This window comes from Pseudomonas sp. YQ_6, from assembly GCF_043103245.1.
Lineage (GTDB): Bacteria > Pseudomonadota > Gammaproteobacteria > Pseudomonadales > Pseudomonadaceae > Aquipseudomonas > Aquipseudomonas alloputida.
The window spans coordinates 28438-44006 of the sequence record NZ_JBICJR010000014.1; the positions used below are offsets into that span (position 1 = coordinate 28438).

General features: G+C 63.5%; 8 protein-coding genes. 2 read left to right on the forward strand and 6 right to left on the reverse strand.

Annotated elements, in window-relative coordinates; genetic code table 11:
* Positions 1-177: 177 nt before the first annotated feature.
* A complete protein-coding gene (locus ACF8FG_RS04285; protein WP_392518615.1) occupies positions 178-8838 on the forward strand; it encodes a GH36-type glycosyl hydrolase domain-containing protein in 8661 nt (2886 codons plus the stop codon).
* 71 nt (positions 8839-8909) lie between these two features.
* Complete coding sequence (locus tag ACF8FG_RS04290) at positions 8910-9626, forward strand: Crp/Fnr family transcriptional regulator (protein ID WP_070383815.1); 717 nt, start codon at positions 8910-8912, stop codon at positions 9624-9626.
* Positions 9627-9707: 81 nt separating this feature from the next.
* On the opposite strand, the gene ACF8FG_RS04295 is transcribed toward ACF8FG_RS04290, so the two are convergent.
* The 6 genes from ACF8FG_RS04295 to dapA form a co-directional block, all read right to left on the reverse strand.
* Complete coding sequence (locus ACF8FG_RS04295; RefSeq protein ID WP_012052056.1) at positions 9708-10220, reverse strand: AmiS/UreI family transporter; 513 nt, start codon at positions 10218-10220, stop codon at positions 9708-9710.
* Between the two features lie 12 nt (positions 10221-10232).
* Positions 10233-10817: an ANTAR domain-containing protein gene (locus ACF8FG_RS04300; RefSeq protein WP_318081970.1), complete on the reverse strand. Its 585-nt coding sequence runs from the start codon at positions 10815-10817 to the stop codon at positions 10233-10235.
* The gene (locus ACF8FG_RS04305; protein ID WP_014591420.1) at positions 10814-11971 is read right to left on the reverse strand and encodes a transporter substrate-binding domain-containing protein; all 1158 of its coding nucleotides are present in this window, start codon (positions 11969-11971) and stop codon (positions 10814-10816) included. The genes ACF8FG_RS04300 and ACF8FG_RS04305 overlap by 4 nt, the downstream gene beginning before the upstream one ends.
* A 21-nt stretch (positions 11972-11992) precedes the next feature.
* Complete coding sequence (locus ACF8FG_RS04310) at positions 11993-13114, reverse strand: AAA family ATPase (RefSeq protein WP_014591421.1); 1122 nt, start codon at positions 13112-13114, stop codon at positions 11993-11995.
* Positions 13115-13169: 55 nt separating this feature from the next.
* Positions 13170-14213 carry an aliphatic amidase gene (locus ACF8FG_RS04315; protein WP_012052052.1) on the reverse strand — a complete coding sequence of 348 codons (1044 nt, stop codon included), beginning with the start codon at positions 14211-14213 and terminating at the stop codon, positions 13170-13172.
* A gap of 186 nt (positions 14214-14399) precedes the next feature.
* Entirely contained in the window at positions 14400-15266 is an 867-nt protein-coding gene (gene dapA, locus ACF8FG_RS04320) for a 4-hydroxy-tetrahydrodipicolinate synthase (protein ID WP_318078920.1), read from the reverse strand.
* Positions 15267-15569: the final 303 nt, after the last annotated feature.

Below are 15569 nucleotides of genomic sequence, written 5' to 3' on the forward strand. Positions count from 1 at the left end.
GCGAGTGTTGCCACCCTTGCCGGGTCGACCGGGGTAAAAGCACCGTGCGACATGACAAGCGGCGCCGATTCAGAATGGGCGCAAGGCGGCGGCGGGTCTGTTCGCTAACGCACAGACGCTGCTCGGGCGCCCCCGCAGACTGAACGCTGAAAGGCCAGATCAGCAACCCGACCTACCATGGACAGTCCTTGGCTTCTTGCGCGCAGCTACATTCGACGCCTGTACGCACTTGCGGGGCGCTGGCGCTCGCCCCGACATACCTTCACCTATGAAAGCCTGCTGCGCTCGGAGCTGTACAACGCCGACCAGATGGCCGAGCACGGCCTACGGCTGGCCCAGCAGCACCGCTTGAGCGAGCTGCCAGCCAACGACGCCCTGCTTGAACGCCTGGCCGACAACGAACGGATGCTGTCGACCAGTTGCACCGCCCTCGCAGGCGCCCTGCCCAGCTCCCGCCCCGCGTTACCCGCCGCGCAGTGGTTGCTCGACAACTTTTATCTGGTCGAAACACACATCCGCATTGCCAAACACGACCTGCCAGCCAACTACAGCCTGCAGCTGCCGCAGTTGGACAATGGCCCCTCGACCGGTCTGCCGCGTGTCTACGACATTGCCCTGGAGACGATTTGCCACGGTGACGGGCGGATCGATGCCGAAAGCTTCAGCCGTTTCGTCGAGGCCTATCAGCAGGCCAGCACCCTGACCCTGGGTGAGCTCTGGGCTATCCCGATCATGCTGCGCCTGGCCCTGATAGAAAACCTGCGCCGAGTCGCGGCGCGGGTCATGGCCAACTGGGCTGACCGCGACCTGGCCAATGTCTGGGCCGACCGGCTTGGCGAAACCGCCGAGCGCGACGCCAAGAGCGTGGTGCTGGTGGTCGCCGACATGGCCCGCTCGCAACCGCCGATGACGGCCGCCTTCGTCGCCGAGCTGGCCAGGCGGCTGCAGGGGCACAGTGTTTCGCTGTCCCAGCCGCTGCTTTGGGTGGAGCAGATGCTCAGCGAGTCGGCGCACAGCATCGAGCATCATGTCCAGCTCGATGCCCAACAGCAGGCCATCGACCAGGTGTCCATCAGCAACAGCATCGGCAGTCTGCGCCTGCTGTCGACCATCGACTGGAAGTTGTTCGTCGAGCACCTTAGTCATGTCGAACACATACTGCGCCGCGACCCGGCCGCCATCTATCCAGCCATGGATTTCTCCAGCCGTGACCATTACCGGCACAGCGTCGAGCGCCTGGCGCGTCACAGCACATTCAGCGAATCCGCGGTGGCGAGCACAGCCATCGAATTGGCCCTGGCAGCAGGCGCCGCCCCAGGTGAACCGGCTGAGCACGTGGGCTTTTACCTGGCGGGTGCCGGCCTGCCGTTGCTGGAGCAGCGACTAACCGCGCGGGTGCCGATGGCCGAGCGCTGGCAACGCCTGCTGCACCGGGCGCCACTGACGTTCTATCTGGTGCCTGTGACACTGCTTTCCTGCCTGCTGGCGTGGGGCTTCATACGCGCCATTGGCCTGGCGGGGTGGCCCTTCGCGGTGCTGGTCACCATGGCCCTGCCGGTTCTGCTGTGCACCAGCCGTCTGGTCATCGGTCTGGTGAACTGGCTGGTGACCTTGACCGTCAAGCCCTCCTTTCTGCCGCGGATGGACTACACGACCGGTATTCCCGCAGACGCCCGCACGCTGGTGGTGGTGCCTACTCTGCTGGCCAATACCGGCGATGTCGAAGAGCTGGTCGAAGGGCTGGAAGTACGCTTCTTGGCCAACCGTGACGACCACCTGCACTTCGCTCTGCTCAGCGACTTCATGGATGCCCGTGAACAGAGCCAGCCCAATGACGAGGCGCTGCTCGACCTGGCCAGCGAAGGCATCCGAGGCCTCAACCATAAGTACCCAAGCCTGGGCGGCGCGCGCTTTTTCCTGTTTCACCGGCCACGCGTATGGAACGCCGCCGAGCGCTGCTGGATGGGCCGCGAGCGCAAGCGCGGCAAGCTCGCCGAGCTGAACATGGTGTTGCGCGGCCACGGCCACGCGTGCTTCATGCGTATCATCGGCGACCTGCAAACACTCGGCCACGTGCGCTATGTCATCACCCTGGACACCGACACCCAATTGCCTCGCGGTGCCGCCCAGCAGTTCATCGGCGCCATGCAGCACCCACTGAACCGTCCACGGTTCGACGCGCACACAGGGCGCATCCATGCAGGCTACGCGATCCTTCAACCGCGGGTGGGCATCAGCCTGCCCAGCGTCTCGCGCTCGCGCTATGCACGCCTGTTTGGCAGCGACGCGGGTGTAGACCCCTATACGCGGGCGGTTTCGGACGTTTATCAGGACCTGTTTCTCAGCGGTTCCTTCATTGGCAAAGGTATCTATGCGGTGGACGCCTTCGAGCAGGCACTGGAGGGCCGTTTTGCCGACAACCGTGTACTCAGCCATGACCTGATCGAAGGTTGCTACGCGCACTCGGGCCTGCTCAGCGATGTGCAATTGTTCGAAACCTACCCGTCCCGCTACAGCGCTGACAGCAAACGCCGACACCGCTGGATACGCGGCGACTGGCAACTGCTGCCATGGCTGGTGCCATGGCTGCACACCGGCACCCAAGGCCAGGTGCAAAGCCCACTCAGCGCTTTGTCGCGCTGGAAGATCTTCGACAACCTGCGCCGCAGCCTGGAGCCGGCCGCGCTGCTGGCACTGCTGCTGTGGGGCTGGCTGGCCAGTACCACGCCGCTCGCCTGGACGCTCGCCCTGCTGGCCTTGCTGATGACGCGCCCCTTGCTGGATTCGCTGCTTGAAGTACTGGGCAAGACCACCGATGTACCTCTGTCAGAACACCTTCTGGCAGCTTTGCGCACCTCGGGTAAACACTTTGTACGTGCCGGCCTGTCGCTGGCCTGGTTACCCTTCGAGACCTGCTACAGCCTGGATGCCATCCTCCGCACCTTGTGGCGTCTGGCGGTCAGCAAACAACGCCTGCTGCAATGGAACCCCTCGCGCGAGGACGAGCGCAACAGTGCAGATACCCTGAAAGCGGTGTATCGCGAACAATGGGGGCAAGCGACCCTGGTGGCGGTGCTGATCGGAGCCTTGGCGATGCAGCCGATGGTACTGCTGATTGCCTCGCCGGTGCTTGCCCTGTGGCTGCTCGGCCCGGCGCTGGCCTGGTGGCTTGGCCGCTCGAGTGGCCGCGCTGCATTCATGCCCGGTGCAGAGGACCTGGCCTTCCTGCATCGGCTTGCCCGCGCCAACTGGGCCTTCTTCGACAGCTACGTCGGCCCTGCCGACAACTGGCTGCCACCCGACAACATCCAGGCGCCACCCTTCGCCAGCATCGCTCACCGCACCTCACCGACCAACATGGGCATGGCCCTGCTCTCGCACCTGGCGGCCCACGACTTCGGCTACCTCAGTGCTGGCCGCTTGTTCGAGCGCCTGGCCTGCATGTTCGACAGCATGGGCCGCCTGGAGCGTTTCAAAGGGCACTTCTACAACTGGTACGACACCCAGACCCTCAAGCCGCTGTCACCGCTCTATGTCTCGAGCGTAGACAGCGGCAACCTGGCCGCCCTGCTGTTGACACTCAGGCCCGGCCTGCTGGAAATGGCCGACACGCCCCAGACAGACCGGCGCGTTACCCAGGGGTTGCTTGACACCTTCGATACGCTGCTGGACGCCTATACCCGCACAAACGCTGACGCCCAGCCGATCAAGGCCTTGCGCGAACAGGTATGGCACGCTCATGGACAGGTGGGCAACGTGCCCGCCACGCTGCTGCCGAGGCTGGCCGAACAGTTGCAGGCGCTGATCACACAGCCAGCGGCCTTTGCGCAGGAGGCAGAAGCTGCTGAAGACCGGGCGTTCTGGCTGAATGCCCTGCATGCGCAATGTGTGGACCTGAGTTGCGAACTGCAGCGGCTGCAATTGCCCCCGGGCAACGATCAAGCTCCCCAAGGGCTGCTGACCTGGCGCCAGCTTGCAGAGCTCGACGCAGACCAGTGGCCTCCCCCCGAGCGCCCGGCGGTGGCCAACGTCAAGGCGGTTGCCCGCCAGCGCATCGCCCAGGCACACGCCCTTGCCAGCCGCATTGAAGCGTTGGCCAGCATGGACTTCAGCCTCCTGTACGACAGCCAACGCGACCTGTTCGCCATCGGCTACAACGCCGACGAACAACGCCTGGACGCCGCGTTCTACGACCTGCTGGCTTCGGAGATGCGTCTAACCAACTTCGTCGTAATCGCCCAGGGCCAGGTGCCTCAGGACAGCTGGTTCGCCCTCGGCCGGCTGCTCACCAGCAATGCAGGCGTCCCCGTGTTGCTGTCCTGGTCCGGTTCGATGTTCGAGTACTTGATGCCGCTGCTGGTGATGCCGAACTATGAGGGCACGCTACTCGACCAGACCTGCCATGCCGCCGTCAAACGGCAGATCGAACATGGCAGGCTGTCGGGCCTGCCCTGGGGGGTCTCGGAATCGGCCTACAATGCGCTGGACGCCCATTTCAATTACCAGTACCGGGCGTTCGGCGTACCGGGGCTTGGCCTTAAACGTGGCTTGGGTGAAGAGCGGGTGGTCGCGCCCTATGCCAGCGCACTGGCCCTGATGGTGGAGCCCGCTGCCGCCTGCCACAACCTGCAGCGGCTGGCCACGCTAGGCCTGGCTGGCCGCTTCGGACTCTACGAGGCCGTGGACTACAGCGAGGCACGCCTGCCCCCCGGGCAGGACGCCGTCGTGATCCGCTCCTTCATGGCCCACCATCAGGGCATGAGTTTCCTGGCCCTGACTGCTTTGTTGCTGAACAAGCCCATGCAACGGCGTTTCGCCTCCGACCCGCAGTTCCAGGCCAGCATGCTGCTGTTGCAGGAGCGCGTACCGAAAACCGCCGCGCCGTACCTGCATACCCTCCAGACCCCGGCCGAGGATGCCGCAGAGCGCGCCCCCGAGGCACGGCTGCGGGTGTTCAGCGAGCCAAACCGCGCCCATCCGGCCGTGCAACTGCTGTCCAACGGCCGTTACCACGTCATGGTCAACCACGTGGGCAGTGGCTACAGCCAGCGCAGCACGCTGGCGGTGACCCGCTGGCGCGAAGACGCCAGCCGCGACGACCTGGGCAACTTCTGCTACCTGCGCGATGTCGCCAGCGGCGCCTACTGGTCCACCACCTACCAGCCGACACGACACCGCACAAAACTCCAGGAAGCGATTTTCAGCGACGGCCGCGCGGAGTTTCGCGTGCGTGAGCGCGACTTCGACTGCCACACCGAAATTGCCGTGTCGCCGGAAGACGACATCGAACTGCGACGTCTGCATCTGACCAACCACGGCGACCAGCCCCGCACCCTGGAGCTGACCAGCTACGCCGAAGTGGTGTTGGCACCAGCCTTGAGCGATGCCCTGCACCCGGCTTTCAGCAAGCTGTTCATCCAGACCGAACTGATCCGCCCGCTGCAAGCCATTCTCTGCACGCGGCGTCCGCGCTCGCAGCAGGACGCCGTGCCGTGGATGTGCCACGTGCTCGCGGTGCACGGGGCCGATATCGAGGCGCTGTCCTACGAAACCGATCGGGCCCGCTTCATCGGGCGAGGGCGCACTCTGGCGAGGCCGGCGGCCATGGACCGTGACAACGCGGTGTTGTCCGATAGCGCAGGGGCTGTGCTGGACCCGATCGTGGCCATCCGCTGCCGCATCACCCTGATGCCCGGCCATGCGGCCACGGTTGACCTGGTCACAGGCGTCGCCGAAAGCCGGGATGCCTGCCTGCAGCTGATCGGCAAGTACCGCGACCGGCACTTGGCCGATCGGGTGTTCGACCTCGCCTGGCCGCACAGTCAGGTGCTGCTGCACCAGCTCAACGGCTCGCTGGCCGACGCCCGGCTGTTCGAACAGATGGCCGCCTCGGTGCTCTATCCCAACGCCAGCCTGCGGCCCAACGCAGCGCTGCTGGCCAGCAACCGGCGCAACCAGTCCGGCCTGTGGGGCCAAGGTTTGTCAGGCGACCTGCCGATCGTGCTGGTACAGATCGGCGACCCGGCCAACATTCATCTGGTCAAGCAGATGGTGCTCGCCCATGCCTACTGGCGCCAGAAAGGACTGGCGCTCGACCTGCTGATCTGGAACGAAGACCAGGCCGGTTACCGCCAGCAATTGCAGGAGCTGATCATGGGGATCGTCGTCTCCGGCAGCGAAGCGGCCCTGCTCGACCGCCCCGGCGGCATTTTTGTACGGCCCGCGCAGCAACTGTCTGCCGAGGACCGGCTATTGACCTTGTCGGTAGCGCGGCTGGTACTCAACGACAATCTCGGCACGCTGGAGGAGCAACTGCACCTGCGTCGCCAGCCAGCGGTGCCTCCGGCTCCTCAGGACAAACCGGCCAGCCGACGGCCGGCACCCGCCAGCCATTCACCGACCGAGCAACCCACGCAGATGCTGGGCAACCGCTATGGCGGGTTCAGCGCCGACGGCCGCGAGTACGTCATTGCGCAGTTACCCGGCTCACCGCCGCCGGCGCCGTGGGTCAACATCCTGGCCAACCCGTACTTCGGAAGCGTCGTCTCCGAGGCCGGCAGCGCTTACACCTGGTACGAGAACGCCCACGAGTACCGGTTGACGCCCTGGCACAACGACCCAGTTACCGACGCCAGTGGCGAAACCCTCTACTTACGCGACGAGGACAGCGGCGAGTACTGGTCACCGACTCCGCAGCCCTGCCCAGGCCCTGGCCGTTACTGCACCCGCCACGGCTTTGGCTACAGCGTGTTCGAATATGCTGAGCAGGACCTGCGCAGCGAGCTCTGGGTGCATGTGGCGCTGGATGCACCGGTGAAGTTCAGCCGGCTCAAACTGCACAACACTTCGACACGGGTACGCCGGTTGTCGGTGACCTGCTTCGTCGAGTGGGTGCTGGGCGACCTGCCTGGCAAAACCGCCATGCACGTGGTCAGTGAAACCGATCCTTTCAGTGGTGCGCTGTTTGCCCGAAACAGCTACGCAGTGGAATACTCCACGCAAGTGGCCTTTCTCGATTGCGACCTGCCGATACAGGGCCTGACCTGTGATCGCGGCGAATTCCTGGGGCGCAACGGCGATTGCCAGGCCCCCTTGGGCATGCGCCAGTCACGGCTGTCGGGGCGTATCGGCGGCGGTCTGGACCCATGCGCGGCACTGCAAGTGGCGCTGCAGCTGGAGCCTGGCGAAAGTCGGGAAGTGGTGTTCCGCCTGGGCGCCGCCCGGGACGCCCAAGCCGCCACCCGCTACGTCCAGCAATACCGGGGCGTGCAGACCGCATTGGGCGAGTTTGACAAGGTCAGCGCCTACTGGCGGCGGACACTGGATACCGTGCAGATCGAGACGGCAGAACCTGCACTGGATGTGCTGGCCAACGGCTGGTTGATGTACCAGGTGATCGCGTGTCGGTTCTGGGCACGCAGCGGCTTCTACCAGTCCGGCGGTGCCATCGGATTTCGCGACCAGTTGCAGGACAGTATGGCCATGGTCCATGCCGCTCCGGCGGCGGCGCGCCAACATCTGCTGGCGTGCGCTGCGCATCAGTATGCCGAAGGCGACGTGCAGCACTGGTGGCATCCACCACTGCAGCGCGGGGTGCGCACCCGCTGCTCGGACGACCTGCTATGGCTGCCGCTGGCAGCCAGCCGCTACGTAGAGACCACCGGGGACTACGCGGTGCTTGACGAGCCGGTCGGCTACCTGGAAGGGCGCCCGCTCAACGCCGGCGAAGAGTCCTACTACGACCTGCCTGGCCACTCGGCCCTGATCGAGAGTCTGTACCAGCATTGTCAGCGCGCCCTCGACCACGGTCTGCAGTGCGGGGCCCAAGGCCTGCCGTTGATGGGCAGCGGCGACTGGAACGACGGCATGAACCGGGTTGGCGAACAAGGGCAAGGCGAAAGCGTGTGGTTGGGCTTTTTTGGCTACGAGGTGCTGCGGGCATTTGGCAGCGTTGCCCTGCGCCAGGGCGACAGCGCCTTTGCGCTGCGCTGCACCATCCAGGCCGCCGCACTCGCCGAAAACCTGGAAGCGCACGCCTGGGACGGCGGCTGGTACCGCCGCGCCTGGTTTGACGATGGTCAAGTGTTGGGGTCGGCGAGCAATCAGGAATGCCGGATCGACTCAATCGCGCAAAGCTGGGCAGTGCTGTCGGGCGTCGCGTCGCCCGAGCGTGCGCGTCTGGCCATGGCCGCGGTGGACAGCCACCTGGTGCGCCGCGACATTGGCATCGTCAAACTGCTCGACCCGCCCTTCGATAAGGGCACCCTGGACCCTGGCTACATCAAGGGCTACCTGCCAGGGGTGCGGGAAAACGGCGGTCAGTACACCCATGCGGCGATCTGGGCAAGCATGGCCTATGCGCACCTGGGCGAGGCCGACAAGGCCTGGGAGCTGCTGCGTCTGATCAACCCGGTGCGCCAGAGCTGCAACGCGCTGATCGATACCTACAAGGTCGAACCCTATGTCATGGCCGCCGACGTCTATGCAGTTGCGCCCCACGCCGGGCGGGGTGGTTGGAGCTGGTACACCGGCTCTGCCGGCTGGATGTACAGGTTGATCGTAGAAAACCTGCTGGGGCTGCAACGCAGTGGCGACACCCTGCGCCTGCAGCCACTGTTGCCGGCAGGCTGGCCAGGTTATGTGCTGCATTACCGCTTTGGTAGCGCCCATTACCGGATCGAGGTACGCGACAGCGGCAGCGAGCTGATCCTGAGCCTGGACGGCGAGCAGCTCGCCGAAGCCAAGCTTCAGCTGAAGGACGACGGGCGCATGCACCACGTCATCGCCCAGTGTCGGGCTGCTCCATGCCTGCCTGCTGAACCGCTGGGCGCGCCATGACCGCGCAGACGGAAGCTTCGGCCCCGCTAGGCTAAGCTTGTACCGACACGACTCCGTCTACGGTCCTACGCATGCAACCCACGCAAAAACCCCAAAGCAACCACTTGTTGGCTGCACTGTCGTCAGAGACGTTCAGCCGTTTGGAGCCGGACCTGGAGCATGTGAACCTGCCCTTGGGCAAGGCCCTGTACGAGTCCGGGGACACCCTGCGCCACGTCCACTTCCCGACCGATGCCATCGTTTCGCTGCTGTATGTGATGGAAAACGGCGCCTCGGCCGAAATCTCGGTGGTAGGTAACGAAGGGCTAGTGGGCATTGCCGTGTTCATGGGTGGTGAAAGCACACCCAGCCGGGCCATCGTACAAAGCGCAGGGCATGCCTATCGCCTGCCCGTGCAAAGGCTCAAGGACGAGTTCAACCGCCATGGCGAGCTGATGACGTTCATGCTGCGCTACACCCAGGCATTGATCACCCAGATGGCGCAAACCGCGGTGTGCAACCGGCATCACTCCATCGACCAACAGTTGTGCCGCTGGCTGTTATTGTCGCTTGACCGCCTGCCGGGTGATCGCCTGTGCATGACTCAGGAACTGATCGCCAACATGCTGGGCGTTCGCCGCGAGGGTGTGACCGATGCTGCAGGCAAGCTGCAGCGTCTGGGGGTGATCGAGTACAACCGCGGGCAGATCAGGGTGCTCGACAGATCACGCCTGGAACTGCTGAGCTGTGAATGCTACGCCGTAGTGAAGAAAGAGACCGAGCGGCTGCTGCCCTACGTGCCGGGCTGATAGTGCGAACCCATGGTTCCAGGCCGTGCACCACGACACCCAGGTGCTGGAGGCCTCTTCCAGCCGGGGTGCGCACGGTCGTCAGCCCATCTGCTGCCACAAGATCAGCAACCCGGGCACCCAAGCTGTGAAGATCGCGCACAGCAGAGTCATTGCCGCCACCAGACGCTGGATCTTCCTGGCCAGCGCCAGCAACAGGAAAAAGCTGAACCACAACACCGTCCACGCCGCCCAGTTCAGCACATCCCATACCTTCAACAGCCCTTCGGCGCCAGGGATGGAACTGACTGTCACCACCAGCGCCGTCACGCTGACGAACAGGCAGAACCAGCCTAGCCCGCGCCCATCAACCTGCAGCACCTGGTTGGCGGCCACCCACAGGTAGGTAAAGGCGAACAGGAGGGTCAAGGCACCGGCCTTGATGCCTTCGGCCGAGCCCACCACGAAGATCAGGTAGACCGCCACCAACAGGCTGAGCAAACCGACAAACAGGTTGATCACCGCCACTTCGCGGTCAGTGATACGCCCCATCAGCCAGATGCTGTTGATGAACAACACTGCACCCACATACAGCAGAACCAGTCCGTACAACATGGCAACCTCTTCTCATTCGAATTGTTTTAGGGTTTTTCTTGCCATTTCCAGCATCGACAGCCGCTGTTTCATCGCCTCTTTCGACAAGTAGGCATGAGCTTCAGGCTCCTGCCAGCGCTGGGCCGCCATCAGCAGGACCTTGGCCTTGTTGATGTCGGCCTGGTGCTCCAGACGCTCCTGCAACTGGGCATTCTTCTGCATCAAGCGGGCCTGGGCTTCGCTGTTGCTTCTGGCGCACACCAACGCCGGAAGCACCTTGTGGTTGTCCAAAGGCAGTACCATCACGCCGTGACACCCCAGCTCCAGGATTTGCGAAAGAATGGTCGGGCTCTCGTACTCCACCAAGGCGATGGCGGTCAGGCGTACGCCGCCCTGCGCCAGCAGCTTGCCCAGCTCGGCATGGTGGCGGCCTTCGAACACCCCGCAAAACACCAGGTCGGTGTGGGTGTCGAACGCCTTGGGCGGTGGCCAGCACTGCTTCACCGAGCAGCCGATACGCATCAGTTGCAACACCAGGGCATCAGTGATTTCACTGGGCGGACAAACGATGCCCACGTGCAGTTCACGCAACGTGTTCAGGATGTTCGACGTGCTCATGAGGGGCCGCCTCCCATCATGCTCACGGTCCAGTCGTCCAGGTTGTGAACCACCACATAGGGGTCAGGGCGGATGGTCGTAGGCGATTGCCATTTGATGCAGATCTGCCCGCGCGCATCGATCTCGCCGATACGTGAAAACAGGTGCGAGTGGTTGTTCTGCTGCTCCACCTGCACCCTGCCCTGGGGGCTATCCATGCTCGCGTGGTACAGGTGATTGCGGATTACCTCCACCTCCAGGCTGCCGGTGGCATTTACCGCCTGGCACAGCATGCGCATCTGGCAATACGCCGCCTCGGCCCAGGCAGTGATCCGCACATCGGCCGGAAAGAACGCACGGCACTGACTGACGAATGCGTTGCTTTGCGGTGACTCGACGCTGGTGAAGTAGGGTGCCACGACGATGTTGCCACGGGCTGCCTCGGCCCCCATTTCGGCAATTTCTGCCTCGCTGGTAGTCAAGCTGGCGATCGGCGGCCGAGGGCCATTACCATAGCGCTGCGCCATTGCTTGGTAGAAGCTTGCCGTCCCCGTACCGACCACGGTCGAGAACACCACGTCAGGGGCAGAACGCACCACCCGCTCGACCACCTGGGCCAGGTCATCGGCCGAGGGGTACAGGGGCATGTAGGCTTCTTCCACCACTTCGCCACCATGCTGCTTGTACAGGTGGCGCATGACATGGTTGCTTTCCCGCGGGTAGATGTAGTCGGAACCGACGAAGGCGACCCTGGCGCCGTAATGACGTGTCAGGTATGCCGCCAGTGGCGCGCTATTCTGGTTAGGTGCCGGCCCGCCGTAGATGATATTGGGCGAGTACTCGAAGCCCTCATAGGGCGTGGGATAGAACAGCAAGCCATCGGCGCGCTCGATGACGGGCATCACGGCTTTGCGGGTGTGCGACATGTAGCAGCCGAGCATCAGGCGCACACCGTGGTTGCGCACATAGTCGTCACACAGATTGCGATAACGGTCCGGGTCGCCCCCGGGGTCACCGACCAGGGTCAGAACCGGTTCGCCAAGTACGCCCCCCTCGCGGTTAACCTGTTCGACCGCCAGCAGCGCGCCACAGCGCTGCGAGCGTTCAATGGCTGCGGTAACGCCGGTTTCGGCGAACAGCAAGCCCACCTTCAATTGCCTGTCTTGTCTACTCATCACACCATCCTGTGACAACTGTCATGTCGGCAACGAAAAACGGATGCGCCCGCGCTCAAGGTGGCCGGCCACCGTCATGCACGTCACTTCTGCCTGGCATGGGATGCGGTTACCAAGCAGGTACTCGGCCAGTGGCACTTCCAGCTCATGGCGGATAAAGCGCTTGAGTGCACGCGCGCCAAACTCCAGGTCATGGCCTTCGCTGGCCAGCTTGCCAACCACCGCCGCATCCAGCTGCAGGCGGCAGTGATGCTTGGCAAGACGCCGGTTCAGGCGCGACACCTCCAGTTCAATGATGCGCTCGCTCACCTCCTGTTCGATGGCATTGAACACCACAGTGCTGTCGATGCGGTTGACGAACTCGGCAGAAAAACGCTTCACCAGGCGCCGCCGCACCAACCCCAGCAAACGCTCGCGGCGCCCTGCCTGCAGGCCAAGCAGACGCCGCAGCGGCGCCAGCGGGCCCAGCCGGTGCTGGCGTATTTCGTCTGCCGCCAGGTTGCTGGTCATGAACACCAGTGTGTTACGGAAATTGAAGCTCTTTTCACCGGAGGCCAAGCGCAGCAGGCCATTGTCGAACACATTGAGCAGCGCCTGGGACACCTCCTTGCTGGCCTTCTCCAGCTCATCGAACAGCACGATCCCTGGGCGCCCTTGGCTCCCGTCCAGCAGCGCCTGGTCAAACAGCGTGCGGCCTTCCTTGGCGCCAGCATAGCCCGGTGGTGCGCCGGTCAGAGCAGCGGCGTAGTGTTCCTGGGCCAGCGTGTTCATGTCGACCCGGCAGAAGGCATCGGCATCACCGTGCAGGGCGCGGGCCAGGGCACGCACGACCTCGGTCTTGCCGACCCCGGTCGGGCCGAGGAACAATGCCGTGAACAGCGGGCGGCGCGGGTCGAGAATATCCGCACGCACCACCGTGAGCACATCTTCGATGGCCTGCAAGGCTTCGTCCTGGCCCAGCACTTCGTTGCGTACTACCTGCATGACGGCAGCGACATCGAAGCGGAAACGCGACTGCAGGGTGTCTTCACTGCGCAGGTGGGTCTCGACGATTGCCCGGGTGTGGCAGTTTTCGGCACTCAGTGCAGCACTGGAGGACGCATCGCGACGCGTCTGCTCCAGCAGGTCATTCAAGAACGGCATGGTCTTCCCCTCGCTTTGTGAAACAGCGTGCCCGCAGGCACGCCGGGCAACCCCGTCAGCGGGCTTCCTTTTCCTTGGCATCGTACGGAAGGCTGCCGACCGGGCACTGCGCCACCCCCGAGGTACGCCGGGTCAGGGCCTCGACGTTCTCGCGGGCCTTCTCGGCATCCAGCACCCAGGTGCGGTAGAACTCGAATGGGCATTCGGCAATGCCGCGGTCGCCGTCGCCAGACAAATGCATACCGCTGTAGCCACGGTGCAGGATCTTGTACAGGTGGTTTTGCGACTGGTCGTTCTGCCGCGCATCGCGAATTTGCGAGATCGACAGCTGGGCGTACTGGATACCCATCTCCTCTTCACCGCACTCGCCGAGTGTACGGCCATCGAAACCGATGATTGCCGAGTGACCGAAGTAGGAGTACACACCATCGAAGCCCGCGGCGTTGGCCACTGCAACGTAGCAGTTGTTAGCCCACGCCATGGCCTTGGCCATCAGCACCTGCTGGTCCTTGGCCGGGTACATGTAACCCTGGCAGCGCACGATCAGCTCGGCGCCTTTCATGGCACAATCGCGCCAGATTTCCGGGTAGTTGCCGTCATCGCAGATGATCATGCTGATCTTCAGGCCCTTGGGGCCATCGGCAACGTAGGTCTGGTCGCCCGGGTACCAGCCCTCGATCGGGCACCAGGGGATGATCTTGCGGTACTTCTGCACGATCTCGCCATTGTTGTCGATCAGCACCAGCGTGTTATAGGGGGATTTGCGCGGGTGCTCTTCATGGCGCTCGCCGGTCAGCGAAAACACGCCCCAGACATTGGCCTTGCGGCAGGCCTGGGCGAACACTTCGGTTTCCACGCCGGGTATGGCCACGGCGGTTTCCATCATTTCGGCCGGGTCATACATGATGCCCTGCAGGCTGTACTCTGGAAAAATCACCAGATCCATGCCCGGCAGCCCCTGCTTCATGCCGACAATGATGTCGGCGATCTTCCTGGCGTTTTCGAGCACTTCATCGCGGGTATGCAGGCGCGGCATCTTGTAGTTGACCACGGCAACGCCGACGGTGTCATTGCTGCTGGAAATATCACCATGACGCATGTTGAACACCTCTTGTTGTTATTTTTCAGGGACGAAAAAAAGCCCTCTCCGCATGCGGAGAGAGCTCATTTGCTCTTTGGGGTTCGGTGTGGAGGCAGCGACATCGCCATTGATGCGCGGCTCCTGACAACCAACGGTATATGCCGGGTGTGGCGGCTTGTCAACCCGCCATCAACCGTTGCCGCTTCAGGCGCCGAGTGAACACAGCACGCTTTGCAGCTTGTCTCGGGTGGTATGCGTGCAGGCCTGCATGGGCTCGCGCAGCTCGGCTGCAATCAGGCTTTGCAGCTGCAACGCCGCCTTGACCACGGCCGGGTTGGGCTCGGCAAAGGCCACTTTGATCCAGGGCAGCAACTGGTAGAACGTACCACGCGCGGCGGCCCAATCGCCGCTGTCAACCTGCTGCACCATGCGTACGTACAGGTCGGCGCGCACATGTGCGGAGGCTGAAATGGCCCCTGCCCCACCCAGGCACAGGTTATTGAAGATCTGCAGGTCTTCACCGGCCAGCACCTGGGCGTGGCCGTCCTCGATCAGGGCCATGGTCGTCTCGCTGTCACCACCACAGTCCTTCACCGCTGCAATGCGTGGATGGCGCACGATACGGCGCAGGGTTTCACGTTCCATGCGTACGCCAGTGCGGTAGGGAATGTCGTAGACGATCACTGGCACGCTGGCGGCATCGGCCACGGTGGCGAAGAAGGCTTCGATGCCAGCCTGCGAAGGGCGGATGTAGCAAGGTGCGGGAACCAGCAGCCCGCCAATGTCACGCTGCTGGATTTCAGCCTGGAAGGCCAGCAACTCACGCAGGTTGTAACCTGACAGGCCCATCACCACCCTGCCAGGCTCCACCCAGGCCAGCACGGCATCCAGCACTGCCAGTTGCTCGACCTTGGACAACGCCGCTGCCTCACCCGTGGTACCGCACACCACAAAACCGGCCACACCGTCTTCGAGCAGCTTCTTCACCAGCTTTTCCAGGCCTGGGAAGTCGATTTCATTGGCGCGCATTGGCGTGACGAGGGCGATCCAGATACCACGGAAATTCGACATGCAAAAACTCCTGATGTTGACCGAAAGTCAGCGTCAGCAGGGCAAAGAGTGGAAGTGGTGGCAGGGATACCTGGCGCCTTCTGTCTCGTCAGCCCACCTGACGAGACAGCGCGCCTCGGTCAGATGAGCGGCTGTTTCTTGGATTTCTTGGCAACGGCAACGCACGCGTCTGCCTGAGCGATGAAGCCCGAAGCGGAAATGGCGTGGTTGGATGTGGACATGCTGGCAAGCCCGTTGCGTAGGTATGGCTGGATAATGGTGGGGCGGCGTACCTGGTGTCAACCCTTGGCCCGCATCGCCCCG

Bases quoted from the DNA above. Each gene is read 5' to 3' on its own strand.
- ACF8FG_RS04315 (WP_012052052.1), bottom strand. From the start codon at position 14,213: ATGCGTCATGGTGATATTTCCAGCAGCAATGACACCGTCGGCGTTGCC.
- ACF8FG_RS04300 (WP_318081970.1), bottom strand. From the start codon at position 10,817: ATGAGCACGTCGAACATCCTGAACACGTTGCGTGAACTGCACGTGGGC.
- ACF8FG_RS04290 (WP_070383815.1), top strand. From the start codon at position 8,910: ATGCAACCCACGCAAAAACCCCAAAGCAACCACTTGTTGGCTGCACTG.
- ACF8FG_RS04285 (WP_392518615.1), top strand. From the start codon at position 178: ATGGACAGTCCTTGGCTTCTTGCGCGCAGCTACATTCGACGCCTGTAC.
- ACF8FG_RS04310 (WP_014591421.1), bottom strand. From the start codon at position 13,114: ATGCCGTTCTTGAATGACCTGCTGGAGCAGACGCGTCGCGATGCGTCC.
- ACF8FG_RS04305 (WP_014591420.1), bottom strand. From the start codon at position 11,971: ATGAGTAGACAAGACAGGCAATTGAAGGTGGGCTTGCTGTTCGCCGAA.
- dapA (WP_318078920.1), bottom strand. From the start codon at position 15,266: ATGTCGAATTTCCGTGGTATCTGGATCGCCCTCGTCACGCCAATGCGC.
- ACF8FG_RS04295 (WP_012052056.1), bottom strand. From the start codon at position 10,220: ATGTTGTACGGACTGGTTCTGCTGTATGTGGGTGCAGTGTTGTTCATC.